Below are 15,848 nucleotides of genomic sequence, written 5' to 3' on the forward strand. Positions count from 1 at the left end.
AGATTGCCGTTCATGCGGGGGCTAATTTTAGAAATCCTTTTCCCCATCTTTACGGTCTGGCTATCAAAAGCCTTCTGGCGCGGGGGATAAGCTCCGAAGGATCCATCTGTTTGGTTATGAAATCGTCGGCCCCCATTTTGAAAGCCTTCTCCCGGGTCTCCAGACGCGAGTCGCTGGTGATGACCATCACAGGTATTTCTTTCATGGCCGTCTTTATATGCGCCACCAGCGAAAAACCGTCCTTGCCTGGCATCGAAATGTCCGTGATAACCAGATGGGGCTTCCTTTGGCGTAACATCTCAATCGCAGTGTCCACATCCCCGGCTTCCATGATGTCCACATCCATCGCCCGCAGTTGCTCCTTGATCATAAAGCGGATAACCGGCTCGTCATCCACGGCCAGCACCAGCGGCCGCGTTGGCGGCAGGCTGGCGAAGAATGTGGAGCCTTTCCCCAACTCCGACTCCACGCCGAGGGAACCGCCGTGGGCCCTCATAATATCGCTGGAAAGCGGCAGGCCCAGGCCCGAGCCCAGCTCTCCAGCGGTGCCCGGCTGGGAGGTTTTCTCCTCGTGGATGAATATCCTCTGGATGTTCTCGGGGCTTATCCCGGTTCCGGTGTCTTGCACGGCCAGGGTGGACACGCTTTCTTCCGGCGCGAAGATGGTTATCCTGTCCCCCTTGCGGGAGAACTTTATGGCGTTGGACACCATGTTGTGGATCACCTCCGAGAACAGGTCCGGGTCGGCGTATATCCTGTAATCGGGCTGAACCTGGTTTACTACCGCTATGCCCTTGTTCTGCGCCAGATACGACAGACCGCCAGCCACCCTTGCGACGATGGCGAACCCGTCCAGGAATCTTGGTTTCGGGGTGATTGTGCCTGTTTTCAAACGGCTGATGCTTAAAAGCTCCCCGATCATCCTGGTGAGGTTGCCGCCGCTTTCGATTATCTTGCCTATGATCTCCCGGTGCTCCGGATGGAGAGGCCGCTCCCTGTCCTCGTCTATAAGCTTTAACAGGCCCAGGATGGAGGCGAACGGCGACCGCAAATCATGCGCCACCAGTGAAATGAACTTGTCCTTAAGCTTAGTGGCGTCCTCGGCGTTTTCCTTGGCGGCAAGAAGCTCCTGCTCGGCCTGTTTGCGCCCGGAGATGTTGGTGGCGAAAGCCGCCTCGCCAATAACTTTTCCCTCCGCGTCCCCGAGCGTGGCCGCGTTGATGATAACGGGTATGCCCATGCCGTTTTTGGCCCGCAGGGTTACATCGAAAACCCTGTGCGTGGTGGTGTGGATAATGTCCGCATGGCTCCGGATGATTGCGGCGTTCCGCTCGTCGGCGAATTCATAGGGCTTTTTGCCGATCATTTCATCAATCGTGTAGCCCAGCATTTCCAGGAGGGACAGGTTCACCTCCACCATTTCAAATTGCGGGTTCACCATCCAGAACCCTTCGGATGTGGTGTTGATGATGTTGCGGTATTTCCTCTCGCTCTCCCTCAGCGCGTCCTCGGCCACCTTGTGTTCGGTAAGGTCCTGAAGGATCCAGATAACCCCTTTTTCCACGTTGGCCGGATCCAGCGCCCTGCCGATTAGATGGCACCAGAACAGTTCGCCGCTCTTGCGCCGCATCCTGCCCTCGGCGGAATAGGTTTCCCCCGCCTTCATCACGTCATAGGCTTCCATTCCAAGCCTTTCATGGGTTTCCTGGTCCGTGTAAATATTGCGGGTGGACTGGCCTATAATTTCATCTCTAGAGTATCCGAACATCTCCTCGAACTTGTTGTTCACCCTCGCCCAATGCCTTTTTATGGTCCACGCTATCCCGGCGCCCGCGTTTTCCAGGATGATCGAAAGCTCGGACAGCGTGTCTGAAAGCCTTTCCTGGGTCTCTTTCAAACTGGTGATGTCCTCGAAGGTCACGAACGCCCCGGATAGCGCGGCGGAGTCTTCTTCAAAAATGGGCATGGCATGCAGTTTTATCCACTTTATCCTCCCCTCAACGGGGTTCTCTACGCCAATCAACGCATCGCGGGATTCCTTCCCGCTCAGAACCGCCCTAAGCGCAGGGTGACGGCTGGGTTCCACACGTCTCCAATGTTCATCCACGGCGGGGGTGAACGGGGCGGGAGCCTTTAGGGTGTACATCGTTTTTTCCTCGATACCCAGTATGTCCCTGGCCGCCGGGTTGGCCGAAACCACGCCGCCTCCCGAGTCCATGTAGATCACCCCTTGCGCCATGGTCTCCAGTAGTACCCTGCGGCGCTCCTCCAGCCTCCGGATCTCCTCCTCCACGGCCTTTCTTTCGGTTATGTCGTCGGCGGTGAATATCATCCCGTCGAACGCGCCATCTTTCACCATGGGCACAAGCCACCCGGACTGCCAGGTGGCCCTCCCGGCGGGGGTGGCTATCGCCAGCGAATCGAAGAAAATGGGGGCCAGGCCGGTTTTGGTCTTTTCGTAATACTCCCGGAACGGCTTGGCCGTCTCGCTTTGAAGGGCGGAAAATACGTTTTCCCCCACTATGCTGGCCAGCGACACGCCCGCTATAACGGTCATTCCCCTGTTGGCGTAGGTGACGGTGTCGCTGGCGTCGGTAACCAGCACCCCGCTTATCACCGATTCGAGGATGTTGGAGTAGAAGTTCTTTAAGCCCTCAATCCTTTCCTCGGCCTTAACCCTGTCGGAAATGTCCCTTATCATGGCGAAGATGACATCCCGCCCCTTCCACGAGAACGGCCCCGCGGAAATTTCCACCGGGAAAACCTCGCCATCCTTTTTCCTGTGCCATCGAAGTGGTAGCTTTATGTCACCATCGGTGGCCGCCTGCTCCATATATTCCCGGGCTTTTCCCGGGTCGGAACTGATAGTGTCCAGCGGCATCTTTAACAGCTCTTCCATGGAGTAACCATAAAGCTTCAGGAACGACTCGTTGGCGTCCAGGAAAGATTGTTTCTCCCGGTCGAACACGCATATGGCGTCTATGGAGTTTGTGAATATCCGGCGGTATTTCTGTTCGCTCTCCAGAAGCTCCTTCTCTATTCTCTTGCGTTTGGAAATATCCTCCACCAGGGTTATCACCCACTTGATGGCGCCGGTATCGTCCCTTACGGCGGTGGAGGCCACGTTCACCCACTCTATGCCTCCGCTTTTGTGGATGCACCGCTCCTCAATGGTAAAAAACTCGCGCCGGCCCTGTACCATTTCCCGGAACAAGGACAGGTTCAACTCCAGATCATGGGGATGGGTAAAATCGGCCCAGCGCAGGGAAGCCAACTCATCTTCGCTGTAACCCACTATATGGCAGAAAGCCGGATTGGCATGTACGATCCGGCCCTTTTCGTCCCCCAAAACCACGCCGAAGGGGGATCGTTCGAAAACCGCCCTGTACTTGGCCTCGCTAAGCTTGAGCGCCGCCGCCGTTTTGTCTATCTCCTTTCGGGCCTGTACCAGCGAAGATATGTCCCTGCCCACCCCCACCGCGCCGGTAATCTCCCCCTTGGAGTCCAGGATAGGCGTAACGGAAGTGTGGAAATAAATGGGCGCGCCGCCAGGCCCGCTGGTGGACCATTCATACGAAGCGCTTTCGCCGGCCAACGCGCGCTGGAAAGCCCAACCATGGATGTCGCTATTGTCCTCCCCATAAATTTCCTGCGCGGTCTTTCCAATGAAATCCTCCGGAGCTACGCCCGCCGCCGCCAGGCCCTTGCCGTATAAACCTGTGTGGCGCTGTTCCTTGTCCAGCGTGAACACCATCTCGTCCATGGAATCCACCAGGGTCTTGAACCGCTCTTCGCTCTTACGCCACTCCTTGGACATCTCGGCGGCCATGGCCACTGCCCTCATGTGGGTGCTTGTTATTACCAGGGCCACAATGAAAAGAAGTAAACTCACAGTTACGCCGAACGCCAGGACGTAAAACGGCCTGTCCCAATCCACATCCCCTTTGTACGAGGGAGTTGTGAAGAACCTGAAAGTCCATGGAGTGTCCCCGATCTCCATGATTTCCAGCTTTTCGAAAAGCGGAAGTTCCGCCGTCCAGAACGAGGGCCCTGAAATGGGCGTATAGCCGCCCAAGAAATGTTCCGTGTCAGTGTTTTTCCCCTCGTATACCTCAACACCCATTCCAGGCTCTACCGTTTGGGGCACGGGCGCTATCAACTGGTTGAGGTCAATCAACGCGATGACCAGCATTTTATGTTTTGCCTGTGCGCCCGGGTTGCTTGGGCCAGCGTCCAGCATCATGTAGATAAAGATGCGTGGCGGCCCCGAAACCCCTTCCAGGGTGTATGCCCTGGTGGCGGAGGATGTGACGATAAAACCAGTCTTTAAAACTTTATCCACAAGGGGCCCGTGAAAGGGGCTTGCGGCCAGGTCCGCCCCCTTGCTGATTGGCGCATGAGGATCCAGCAGTCTTGTGAAGGTTACGGGAACATGTATTTGCCCATTTGGCTCCGTTTCCACTTTGGCCACGGCCAGGGCGCGGAACGCTTTGTACTTGTCGAATATGGCAAAATAATTTAAGTACTCATCCCATTTTGCCGTTCCAAGGTCGTTTCCTGACGCCATCCAGTAACCAAGCATTCCGCGCATTACATACTCGTGGTCCACTATCTCCCCGAAAATGGCCTGTTTGAATAAGTCGGAGTGAAGATCAAAATGGTATTGCGCTGAACTTTGAACCTGCTGGATGGATTGCCTCCAGCTGAAGATTACGATAGCCAGGGATACCGCCAACACAATGAAAGCCGGATACAGGCTGGATTTGGAAGAGGCGGGACGTGAACTTTTGCCGTTTCTGGGAGAATTCGCCTGCCCGTTCATAGTTTATGGTTCTCTCGATTGACCTGACTCAAAGAGCGTTCAACCTGAATCGCGGGCGCATATACCACCGCAACTGTAACCCCTGGGGAAATTATATCTTTTTCGCGGGGCGTTTGGAACAAATGGGATTATTTGGTGGTGTCCCAGTTTGAATCTCAAATAATAGACAGATCCTTCACTTCGCTTGCGCTTCGCTCAGGATGACAATGTTATCAGCGGCTTTTATATTGTCATTCTGAGCGTAAGTGAAGAATCTCCCCTGTACTTTCAAACCGGGACACCACCTATTATTTGAGGTTAGGACAGGAGGTTGCTCTAAGGCCATGGCTGTGGAATTGCCATGGGCCTGCGGGTTTAAATATCCTCCAACTCCTCCACCGCATCTTCCCCGGCCTTGGCGGGGCCTTTTAGAAGATACCCCTCGATGAATTCATCCAGCGCCCCGTCCAGCACGGCGTTGACGTTGCCGGTTTCTATCCTCGTCCGCAGGTCTTTTACCATCTGGTATGGTTGCAGTACATAAGAGCGGATCTGGGATCCCCACTGGATGCCTTTCTTCTCGCCGGTGATGCCGTCCAGCCTCTGCCTGCGTTTTTCCTCTTCGATGGCGAACAGCTTGCCTTTTAGCACTTTCAGCGCGTAGGCCTTGTTCTTGTGCTGGCTCCGCTCGTTCTGGCAGGCCACCACGATGCCGCTGGGGATGTGGGTAATGCGCACAGCCGAGTCGGTGGTGTTTACGCTCTGCCCCCCGGCGCCGGAGGAACGGTAAACGTCCACCCTTATTTCTTCTTCCTTTATCACCACCTCGATGTCGTCTTCTATATCCGGCGTTACGGACACGGAGGTGAAAGAGGTATGTCTGCGTTTGTTGGCGTCGAAAGGGGAGATGCGCACAAGCCTGTGCACCCCCGCCTCGGCTTTCATGTATCCATAGGCGTAGTCCCCCTGCACGATGAACGTGGCGGATTTAACGCCAGCCTCGTCTCCGGGGAGCAGGTCCACAATCTGTGTTTTGTATCCCCGCCTCTCGGCCCAGCGCAGGTACATGCGCATTAGCATCTCCGCCCAGTCCTGAGACTCGGTGCCTCCGGCGCCCGGATGGATTTCCACGATGGCGTTGTCCATGTCGTGCTCGCCGGAAAGCATTGCGGCGATCTCCACCTTTTCGGTTTCCTTGGCCAGCAGGCTCGCGTCTTTACAGGTTTCGGCGAAAAGCTCCGGCTCGGCCTGGGGATCCACGATCTGGGCGAACTCGTCCAGGTCAGCAAGCCGTTTGGACAAAGCGTTAAACCCGTCGAGGGTCCTGATGATCGCGGCGCGCTTTTTAAGGAAAGGCTGGGCGGCTTCGGGCTTGTCCCAAAAACCGGGTGAGGCTATTTTCTTGTCGAGCGAGGCCAGTTCGGCGGTTTTGGATTCTATGTCAAAGATGACCTCGGAGCCTGGTGAGTTTGGCCCGGGTCTGTTCCAATAATGCGGAAAAATCCTCGTTCATTACTTCCTCTTCGATTTAGCTTTTTTAACGGCTGGCTTGGCGGCTGGTTTCCGGGCCACGGTTTTTTTCGCCGGTTTGGCTTTTTTGGCCACGGGTTTAGCTTTTGGCGCCGTCTTGGCCTTCGCCTTTTTTGCGGCTGGCTTGGCGGCTTTTTTCACTGGCTTGACAGCCTTAACCGGTTTAGAGGCGGCGGGCTTTTTAGGCTCCGGAGTAACCTTGCCGCCGGTTTTGGCCAGCGTGGCCTTTTTTATGGTTTCGTTGGCTTCCACCAAATCCAGCACGTGTTGCCTGGCGGATTTTTTGATGGATTCCTCAAGGACGTGGATCACCATTTTGCCTACTGGCGTGGCCACTCCAGGCACATCAGGTATGGGAGCGCCCTTGGATATATAACCTTTAAGCCGCTTGGCCACCTCATCCATGGTGTACAGCTCGGAGTCTTTATATTTGTAAAGGAGCTTTACATAATCCCGCTCCTTTAACTCCACATCCAACGATCCGTGGATGATGTTCTCCATTTTGGTTTCCGCGGGACGTTTGGGAAGCTTGTTTAAGATTTTTATAACTTCGTTGAAGTATTTGGTTTTGCTTGCGTCCAGATTAGCCCTGGGCGGGAAAATGTCTTGGGGTATCTTGGAGCTTATCTCAAAAGCGTAGTCATTTCCATTGATGTCACAGGGGCTAACTTCGTAAGTTATACCCTTGATTAAGAAACGGTTGTCCTTTTTAGGGGTGAATTTCCCCCGGAACTCGGCGCGAACCTGCTCCAGACTTTTATTGATATGCTCAAGAAAAAGCTGGTTTTTTACCTCACCCATTTAATTCCGCGTAGAGTATGTTTGTGACTGTTAATAGTTGATTTTCAACAGCTATCACCTTGAAGAATAGCAGATGGCCCTACCAAGGTCAATCCTAAAACCCAGCGAAAATTCCAAATTCCGGTATAATTTAACGGTTTTTGGAAAACTTGTCGAAGGCCATAGTTAATGGCAATCATTACAATTGATTGGCTGAAAGTTAGGGGCAAAAAAAAGGCGGTCTCGACGAGGAGTAGTCGAGACCGCCAGGCCTTAAGTTAGCCGAAGAAGCCACTTCCAGAGTTTATATCCCTCTGGCTACAGAGGCCCGCAAGAGGATGAGGCGTCCGTCTTACGGAGTGCCGGCTTGCCATACAAAATTAGCATAAGCCGTGCCAATGTTGATTCTTGCTATGATTGCCAATAAAAACAATGAGATAAGAAAAAATGCTATTCTCCTTTTCTTGGACAAATGTCTAGATAGAGTGCGGTGAATTTATTCAATCAACTTTGGTCTTTTGTAACCAACTGAATAATAATGGGTTTGTATATGCCACGAAAACGTGGCGCCACTGCCCGGTGCGGTGAAATCGTGGCGCCAATTGGACTGAAAATCTTAAACATCAACTTTCCGGGCTTAATGTTTTGCCCTAACCCTTGGAATTTGATAAAATTCAACCCTGTTTTTCCCGCGCCGCCGGTGTAGCTCAGTGGTAGAGCAGCTGATTCGTAATCAGCAGGCCGTGAGTTCAATCCTCACCACCGGCTCCAGTTTTTCAATTGGTTAATAGTTTATATCAATTGGATCTATGTCTGCTCTCTACGCAATCTTGTCCCAGTTATTATTTAGATTCACCCGCCAACGGATTATTCTCACATAGGCTAGGCCATATTGCCAAAGCAACCAAAACATCCTGTGCAAGTAGCTGGAGCTACCCAGCGGAAAAAAGCCTGGTTGTGCTACATCCTGCGATGTTCGGATGGCACGCTTTACACTGGCGTCACCAACGATATTGATAAACGCCTTGTGGCCCATAACTCGGGAACGGCGGCCAAATACACCCGGTCACGCGGGCCTGTGGAGCTACTACTTGTGGAGGCCTGCCACGATAAGTCCGCCGCGTTGAAACGTGAAAGGGAGATTAAAGCGTTTTCGCGGGCGGAGAAGCTGGCGCTGATAGAGGCAAATCAGGGGGCTGTATAACACCTGTATTACATACTGGAGCCGCAAAATATGCATTCAGGTGAATTCACTCCATCCCTTGTTTTGCCTGAAGTATTCGCACATAGGCCACAATATCCCACGCCTGGGCGTCTTCCAGCTCGTTGCGGTATTGAGGCATGGTAAGGTCGCTGGCCAGGATTTTCACGAAAATATCCCCATCGGTCAGGGTCATGGACCTGTCATTGGTAAGATCAGCCGGTTTGGTATCCATTTTCTTGGCGATCCTGGTATCCGCCTCTCCCGCAGGGCCGTGGCAAGGAACGCAGTATATGGCGAAAAGGCGCTTTCCCCGCCCGGCGGCGGTTTGATCCAGAGGAAACGGCGGATGCAACCTGGCCGGGTCCGCGGCGGAGTAATCAACTTTGCGTCTGGAGCCTAAAACCGGCACGGCGCCGTCCGGCGGAATGATATTGGGGGATTTCTGGATTTTCACATAAATCTGCTCATGCAGGTTTTTATCCACATTTTCACAGCCCGCAAACAGGGCCAGCGCCAGCATGACGAAGGCGGATTTCCTCAAAAGTCATCCCTCCCTCTTTTTGTTTTCACCGCGCCCAGGTCTTCCATGATTTTCTCCACCTTGTCCGCCACAGCCTCGCTTTCGCAATTTACCAGTATCCCTATCATGCTAAGGCTTATCGTCTCGTCGTAGGCCAGCTTGTTCCAGTCCGGCAGGCCCGCATACCACAGCATGCCAAAAAATGTTCCCAGCACAGCGCCAAGCAACGAAAACTCATAACATGCGATAGCCACCGGGGGTATCGCCACAATACTTTTTCCGCTGACGTTGAGGTTCATGGCCGCCTGGGTTCCTCCGGCCACGGTTATGGCGAGCATGAAACCCAGCACACCGCCAGCCAAAGCGAAAAGCCACATGGGCATGCGGGTCTTGTCGTGGTACAGGGCTCCATCAGGGTAAGGCGCCACGGAGAGGAGCCTTATGTCGTCATGGGGCGTCGAAATGGCTTCCAGAGGCTTCATTATTCTGGCGGTGTCTTCCACGTTATCGAACAATCCAAGCACCGTGAAGCTCATGACTGCTCCTCCGCGTCGGCGTGGACGCGCACGTAGGTGTTGCCTATCCTCAGGTCGCCGCTGATAAATTTTCCTTCCCTGATGTCCGCCACGGTGACAACGGGCAGAAGCTTGGAGAACACCGCGTACAACAGGAAGAAAAAGGCGAAAGACCCCGCCACTATGGATTTTTCCACTATGCTGGGCAGATAGTCCGTCCACATGTACGGGTTGTCCCGGTGGGTGAGGACAGGTACCAATATCAGGTAGCGTTCGATGTACATCCCCACGTTGATTAGCATTGTGATGATAAACAGCCAAAGTGGGCTGTTGCGCACCCTGTTGAAGGAAAGGGCGGCTATGGCGACGGCAGTGCCCCCCAGCATGATTACCATAAGATGCGGGAACCGTTCCCACTGGTATTCCCATATGCGCCATTCGGCAGGCTTGTGGCCGTACCAGGTGGTTATAAACTCCACGAAATAGAAATAGCTCCAGATGATGGCCATGGCCAGCTCCAACTTGGCCAGGTTGCGAATATGCACAAGCCGGATTATTTCATCCAGCTTGAAAATCCACCGGAACAGTATCATCAGGGCTATCACCCCGGCCACGCCGGAATAAATTGCCCCCACCACGAAATAGGGGCCGAAGATGGTTGTGTGCCACCCGGGGGTTATGCTCATGGCGAAATCCCAGGAGACGATTGTATGCACCGACGGGGCTATGAGCAGTATGAACACCGCCAGCAGGGTGGAGGCCCTCTCGTGGGCCATCCATTGCCGGTGGGAGCCTCTCCAGCCCAGCGCCAGCACGGTGAGATACTTCTTTCTCCAGTCGAATTGCGGGCACATGTCGCGCGCCAGGGCTATGTCCGGCAGAAGCCCCACATACAGGAATGTTACGGAGGAAACCAGATACACCGATATGGCCATCATGTCCCACACCAGCGGGCTTTTGAAATTGGGCCAAAGCTCACGCTGGCTGAATAACGGGAACATGTAATAAGCCCGCCACACCCTGCCCATGTGTATCAGCGGGAACAGCGCGGCCACCATAAGGGCGAACACCGTCATGGCCTCCGCCCCGCGCAGGATAGGCCTTCGCCAGTGGGCCCGGGTTAGCCGTAGCAGGCTGGATACTATAGTGCCCGAATGGCTCAGCCCCACCCAGAACACGAACGAGGCGATATAAATGCCCCAGAATATGGGGTGCCGCAGGCCCGTCACCCCCATGCCCTTTACAATCTGGTAACCCCAAAGCGCAATAGCCCAGGCCACCACCATACCGGCGGCGATGGTGAATATGAAATAGGCCCTGGTGGTGAAGAACATGGGGCTCAGGGAATATTGGTTGAGCCACCCCTCTGGCATGTTCAGGTCTATGTCGGCCCCGGCTTGTATGTTTTTCCGGGCCGCCAGTTCCCTCAGCTCCTCAAAGCTGGGGAGCTTGCCGCAGTTGTCTTTTTCATCCATGGGGATGGGCATGTTACGCGCCTCCCTTCAAGTAGATCACAGACGGTTCCGTGCCCAGGTCTTCAAACAGGCGGAACCGGCGCTTGCTGGCGGCAAGGGCCGCCACGCGGCTTTTAGGGTCGTTCAAATCCCCGAACACGATGGCGTTGGTGGGGCAGGTTTGGGCGCAGGCGGGCGTTACCTCGCCATCCATCACGCTACGTCCCTCATCCTTGGCGTGGTCTTTGCCACGTCGTATTCTCTGCATGCAGAAGGTGCATTTTTCCATAATACCCCGCTGGCGCACGGTGACATCCGGGTTCAACTGCTGTTCCAGCGGTTGTTCAAGCTTGTAATCGAACCAGTTGAACTTCCTCACGCCGTATGGGCAGTTGTTGCCGCAGAACCTGACGCCTATACACCGGTTGTAAACCTGCGCGTTGAGCCCTTCCGGGTTATGATACGTGGCGAACACGGGGCATACAGATTCGCACGGGGCGTTGGCGCAATGCTGGCAGGGCATGGGGAGGAACACCACCCGCAGGTTGGGCCATTCCCCCTCGAAATACCGTTCCACCCTCAGCCATGCCATGGTCCGTTTTTGCCGGGCCACATCCTCCCCCACCACGGGCACGTTATTTTCCGCCTGGCAGGCCATTACGCAGGCGCCGCACCCGTTGCACCGGTCCAGGTCTATCACCATCCCCCATTTGTGGGAGTTGTCGTGGCTATAGTTGAAAGACTCTACCCTCATAATCACCTCTCGGGTTGCCCGCCATCACAAACTCGGTTTTCCTTCCGGTTTTCGTTATCTTCGCCATGACGCCCCGCCAATTTGTGTCTTCAATGAGTTTCATCGCATTGGCTCCCCTGCCGCTGGCGTGTTTGCCGAATGATTCATGACCGTATCCGAATGGAATGGCCAGCGTGTCCGGCCCCACGCCGGGGTAAAGATAGGCCGGAACCTCCAGCGCGCCGTGGGGAGTTTCTATCTTTAGAATGTCTCCGTTGGAAACGCCAAGCTCCACGGCGGTTTTGGGGTTTATCTCCACCCAATGGCCCCAGCTTATTGTGCTCATGGGTTCCGGCATTTCCTGGAGCCATTGCATGTTCGCGGCCCCCCCGGCTCCAATGGGCATGGTTTGATATGGATGCAAATGGAAAGTATGGCCGGGTTTTGCTGAAAAAACCGGAGCCTCTATCGCAATGGGGCCGCTGTTCCGTGGCGTATGGGCCTGGGCTTGCGCATGGCTATTCACCTCCGGCCACCAGCCGCCCCTTTGAAGCAGATATTCCCAGGCTTCTTTCGCAGTAAGGGTTGATGGCGCTCCAGACCATTCATGGCGTAGCTTCTCCACGATCTTCATGACCATAGCCTCCTGGCTTTCCACCTCCACCGGCAGACCGGCCATTGCGGCGGCCCTGAGCAATGTGTCGCCGGGTTGGGCCGTTGAATAAAGCGGCCTCACCACCGGTTGCCGGGCGTTGAACACCGGAATTCCGCTTGGGGATATGGTTACCTGGGCCGACCATGATTCAAGGAAATGGTTGGAGGGCAGTACGATGTCCGCATGGCGGGTGGTGTCGTTCAGAAAACATCCGAAAACGGCCACGAACCCTGTTTTTTCCAGCGCTCCGGAACAATTCATGCCTCCAGGCAGGTTATGGGCCGGGTTGGTGTTTAATATCATTCCCAGCGACATCTCACCCCGGGCGGCTTTGGCGATGATTTCTTTCGTCGCGGAATAATCCGTGGCATTAGAGGGAACAGCCGCGAATTCCCTCATCTTACGGTAGATGGGCGGCTCTTCCCGCCACAGGCGCCGCGCGCCGGATAGATGACTCAAAATGCTGTTTAAGAAATCCACGGCTTCAAGCCCCTGCGTTCCGTTGGAGTGGGCCGTTACGTCGTCCCCCGCGATGGCGATGGCCGGGGCGTGATTGAAAAGCTGTGACGCTATTTCCAAAATCGTTTCGGTGGGGACGCCGCTTTTTTCCGAAGCGGATTCCACCGTTAATCCATCGAGCCGTTTCATCCATGAAAGCATGGTTGAATCTGTGGCGGCGTTTTCGTTTTGCGCCAGATGTATAAGCCTTGCGGCGATACCCAGGGCAAGCGTTCCTAACGAACCGTGTTTCGCGCTCACGAACCGGTCCGCCGAGGCGGCGGTCATGGATAACCGCGGCCCGGCGTATATCATCATCCCTCTTCTGGTGGGGTCGCCCCGGCGAAGCTGGCCATAAGCGTGGCCGAAATGCACTTGCGAGAAACCGTTTTCAAAAATATCCGCCCCAAGCAGAAGCGCGCAGGCGGCTTTGGATAGATCGAAATAAACAGGCGGGCCGTCCGCTGAAATTAGCTTGCCGCCAAGCACGGGAACCGCAAAATCATGCGAACCCAACTGTTGCAGAACCCGCGTGGCTATCATAGCCACCACGTCCGAATGGTCATCGGCCATCACGAAGGAGCCTTTTCCCCTTGCCTTTTCCATGTTTTCCGCCAGCAACCCCAGCGCCTCATCCCATGAGATAGGCGTGAAGATGTTGGAGCCTTTGGCGCCATCGCGTTTCAACGGGGTCTTTATTCGCTCAGGGTGGTACAGTTGCCAGACCGCCGCCTGGCCCATGGCGCAAACGCCGCCGTGGTTCACCGGGTGGGATGGATTGCCCTCGATTTTTTTCGCGCGGCCCGACACTGTGCGGACCATGATTCCGCAACCGGAGCCGCACATCCCGCACACGGTGTAATAGTATTCCCCCTCGACGGGGTTTATCCCTTCATCCGGCGGTGTTACGTAGGGGATGATGGATTGCGCCATCTGCCCGCACCCGCCGGTTATTCCCGCGGTGGCGATGGCCCCACCGATTTTCAGGAACGAACGTCTGTCCATAAATTCCTCATGTCAGGTGTGGCATGTCCAGCAATCGGTGGGGGCGTTTTTCCCCTGATGGCAATCCAGGCAGAACCCCATCTGGTGGGTTACGGCCTTGTAAGTGACCTCCATGGTCTCAACGGGGCCGTGGCACACGGCGCACTTTATATCTTTTGCGATATGCCGCTTGTGGTTGAACCATACGTGGTCTGGGAGTTTATATATCCTTATCCATTGGCCCGAGTCTTTGCTCTCGGCGAGGGTTTTGAGTTTTCGGACGGGCTCTTTTTTGATGGTCAGGTTTACATGGCAATTCATGCACTTGGTGAGTGGCGGAACCCCCGCGAATTCCGCCTTGGCGGCGTAGATGTGGCAATACTGGCAATCTATCTCCAGATCGCCGGCGTGAAGCTTGTGGGAAAACCGGATGGGTTGTTCGGGAGGGGAAAAAGAAGGGGGATAAACCGGCGCGTGGTATATAAAGCCCATAACCGCCGCCACGGCGAGCGCCCCGGCGAGGCCAGCTCCGGCAAGCCCACGGGCTATGGCGGACCTGGGCCTAAAACGGTAAAGAAACGCCCGGCGCCCCATGCTCAATCTCCCTCAAACAGCGTTACACCGCGAGAGCAAGCGCACATTTACGAAAATAGTATTAAATGTATATCAATGCAAGCTTCTTCTTGCGCCGCTACAATGGATGGGCTTTGCGGCTTGCAAAGGAGCGTGGCCTACTCTATGATTTTTTTAGTTACCAGGGGGATGTATGAAAACCATCAAGCTATTCGCGTTTCTGGCCCTGGCCTTCATATCCATGCTTTTCCCGGCCATCTCCGGCGCCGCGTCCAAAGTGGTGGCTGTCACCGTTAAAAAAACATCCATCCGGGCGGATAAACAGTTTTTTGCGCCCACCGTGGCGGAAGCGGTTTACAAGGACCGGCTGGAAGTTCTGGAGGAAAGCGGCGGATGGATAAAGGTCGCTTTCTCCGGCAAGAACGGTTGGATACATAAATCCGCCGTGGGGATGGAGGTTAAGGACAAAGGCCCCTCTCTTTTCGGCGGGGATGACGCCTCCAAGGTTTCCCAGGAAGAGGTGGCCCTGGCCGGTAAGGGATTCAACTCCCAGGTGGAGAGCGAGTATAAGAAAAAGAACCCATCGCTGGATTTCGCCGCCGTGGACAGGATGGAGAAGATAACGGTGGAGGATTCCAAAGTTGCCGCCTTCGTGAAGGATGGCAAACTCGCTTCCAGGGAGACGGGCAAATGAAAAAATTTAATTTGCGCCCGCTAGCAGGCATTTTCGCTGTTGGATTGGCCCTGTTATTGGCAGGCCCGGCGGATTCCCAGGACTGGGGAAGCATCATTATGAAAGGGCTGGAGAAGAAAGACGCCATAATCAAGACCGCCACGGCCCTTCGCAAAGGTTTCTCCGAGCTTACGGAGGAGGAGGAATATTACATTGGCCGGTCGGTGGCGGCGAAAATCCTTAGCCAGTACAAACCGGTGGATGACAAGAGACGGACGGGTTACATAAACACCCTTGGGCAAACGCTGGCGCGGTTCTCCACCCAGCCGGAAACTTTCGGCGGCTACCATTTCATGCTGATAAATAGCGGCGAGATAAACGCTTTTGCGGCGCCGGGCGGGTTCATTTTCATCACCACGGGGCTTTATTCGCGGGTGAAGTCCGAGGAACAGCTGGCGGCGGTGCTGGCGCATGAAATTAGTCATGTGACGCTCAAACACGGGTTGTCGGCCATTAAATCCTCTCGCCTCACCGAGGCGTTCACCATAATCGGGACCGAGGCGGTGAAAGAATATTCCTCGGCGGAGGTGGCCCAGCTTACCGCCGCGTTCGAGGGGACCATAGATGACATCGTGAACAAGATGGTGGTGAACGGATATTCCCGCTCGCAGGAGTTTGAGGCCGATGAGGAGGCGTTGAAAACAACATGGAAGGCTGGCTACAACCCGGCGGGGCTGGCGCAGTTTCTTGCTACGCTGGCCGAAGAGGCCAAGGGAGCCGGGGAAACGGGATTTTACAAGACGCATCCGCCCGCCGCGGACAGGCTGGCCAGTTGCGAGAAGCTTATAAAGAAAAACAAATACGAAGCGGTAGACGAGCCTGCGCGGGAGCAAAGGTTCAAGGCGTTTGCGGCTAAATGAACATTGGC

12 protein-coding genes and 1 tRNA gene are annotated in these 15,848 nt (G+C 55.0%); 4 read left to right on the top strand and 9 right to left on the bottom strand.

The features are described 5' to 3' along the window. Positions 1 to 49: 49 nt before the first annotated feature. The 3 genes from HY751_13465 to HY751_13475 form a co-directional block, all read right to left on the bottom strand. Positions 50 to 4,738 (bottom strand): PAS domain S-box protein, encoded by a 4,689-nt coding sequence (locus HY751_13465; GenBank protein MBI4667406.1) that lies wholly within the window; start codon positions 4,736 to 4,738, stop codon positions 50 to 52. A 438-nt stretch (positions 4,739 to 5,176) separates the two neighbouring features. Further along, positions 5,177 to 6,314, bottom strand: a protein-coding gene (gene prfB, locus HY751_13470; GenBank protein ID MBI4667407.1) for a peptide chain release factor 2 whose coding sequence is annotated in 2 segments (ribosomal slippage) — positions 5,177 to 6,244 and positions 6,246 to 6,314 — 1,137 coding nt in all. Because the reading frame shifts where the segments join, the coding sequence is not laid out codon by codon here. Then, positions 6,314 to 7,132: a hypothetical protein gene (locus HY751_13475; protein ID MBI4667408.1), complete on the bottom strand. Its 819-nt coding sequence runs from the start codon at positions 7,130 to 7,132 to the stop codon at positions 6,314 to 6,316. The genes prfB and HY751_13475 overlap by 1 nt, the downstream gene beginning before the upstream one ends. A gap of 675 nt (positions 7,133 to 7,807) precedes the next feature. Between HY751_13475 and HY751_13480 the strand changes: the two genes are divergently transcribed. Beyond that, positions 7,808 to 7,882 (top strand) — tRNA-Thr (locus HY751_13480). A gap of 145 nt (positions 7,883 to 8,027) precedes the next feature. Further along, on the top strand, positions 8,028 to 8,315 hold the full coding sequence (locus HY751_13485) for a GIY-YIG nuclease family protein (GenBank protein MBI4667409.1): 288 nt from the start codon (positions 8,028 to 8,030) through the stop codon (positions 8,313 to 8,315). A 46-nt stretch (positions 8,316 to 8,361) separates the two neighbouring features. On the opposite strand, the gene HY751_13490 is transcribed toward HY751_13485, so the two are convergent. Genes HY751_13490 through HY751_13515 form a run of 6 tightly spaced genes read right to left on the bottom strand, consistent with a single transcriptional unit; the run spans position 8,362 to position 14,268 of the window. Further along, positions 8,362 to 8,856 (bottom strand): cytochrome c, encoded by a 495-nt coding sequence (locus HY751_13490; GenBank protein MBI4667410.1) that lies wholly within the window; start codon positions 8,854 to 8,856, stop codon positions 8,362 to 8,364. Then, positions 8,853 to 9,371, bottom strand: coding sequence for a DUF3341 domain-containing protein (locus HY751_13495; protein MBI4667411.1), 519 nt, complete (start codon positions 9,369 to 9,371; stop codon positions 8,853 to 8,855). The genes HY751_13490 and HY751_13495 overlap by 4 nt, the downstream gene beginning before the upstream one ends. After that, entirely contained in the window at positions 9,368 to 10,837 is a 1,470-nt protein-coding gene (nrfD, locus tag HY751_13500; GenBank protein ID MBI4667412.1) for a polysulfide reductase NrfD, read from the bottom strand. Before nrfD ends, HY751_13495 begins: the two co-directional genes overlap by 4 nt. Position 10,838: 1 nt before the next feature. Continuing rightward, entirely contained in the window at positions 10,839 to 11,558 is a 720-nt protein-coding gene (locus tag HY751_13505) for a 4Fe-4S dicluster domain-containing protein (GenBank protein ID MBI4667413.1), read from the bottom strand. After that, positions 11,533 to 13,695 (bottom strand): molybdopterin-dependent oxidoreductase, encoded by a 2,163-nt coding sequence (locus HY751_13510; protein MBI4667414.1) that lies wholly within the window; start codon positions 13,693 to 13,695, stop codon positions 11,533 to 11,535. Before HY751_13510 ends, HY751_13505 begins: the two co-directional genes overlap by 26 nt. A 12-nt stretch (positions 13,696 to 13,707) precedes the next feature. Next, on the bottom strand, positions 13,708 to 14,268 hold the full coding sequence (locus tag HY751_13515; protein MBI4667415.1) for a cytochrome c3 family protein: 561 nt from the start codon (positions 14,266 to 14,268) through the stop codon (positions 13,708 to 13,710). Positions 14,269 to 14,440: 172 nt separating this feature from the next. On the opposite strand from HY751_13515, the gene HY751_13520 reads away from it, so the two are divergent. Next, entirely contained in the window at positions 14,441 to 14,941 is a 501-nt protein-coding gene (locus HY751_13520) for a hypothetical protein (protein MBI4667416.1), read from the top strand. Then, positions 14,938 to 15,840, top strand: a complete 903-nt coding sequence (locus tag HY751_13525) for a M48 family metalloprotease (GenBank protein MBI4667417.1) — start codon at positions 14,938 to 14,940, stop codon at positions 15,838 to 15,840. The genes HY751_13520 and HY751_13525 overlap by 4 nt, the downstream gene beginning before the upstream one ends. Positions 15,841 to 15,848 lie beyond the last annotated feature (8 nt).

This window comes from Nitrospinota bacterium (assembly GCA_016208975.1).
GTDB lineage: Bacteria > Nitrospinota_A > UBA7883 > UBA7883 > JACRLM01 > JACQXA01.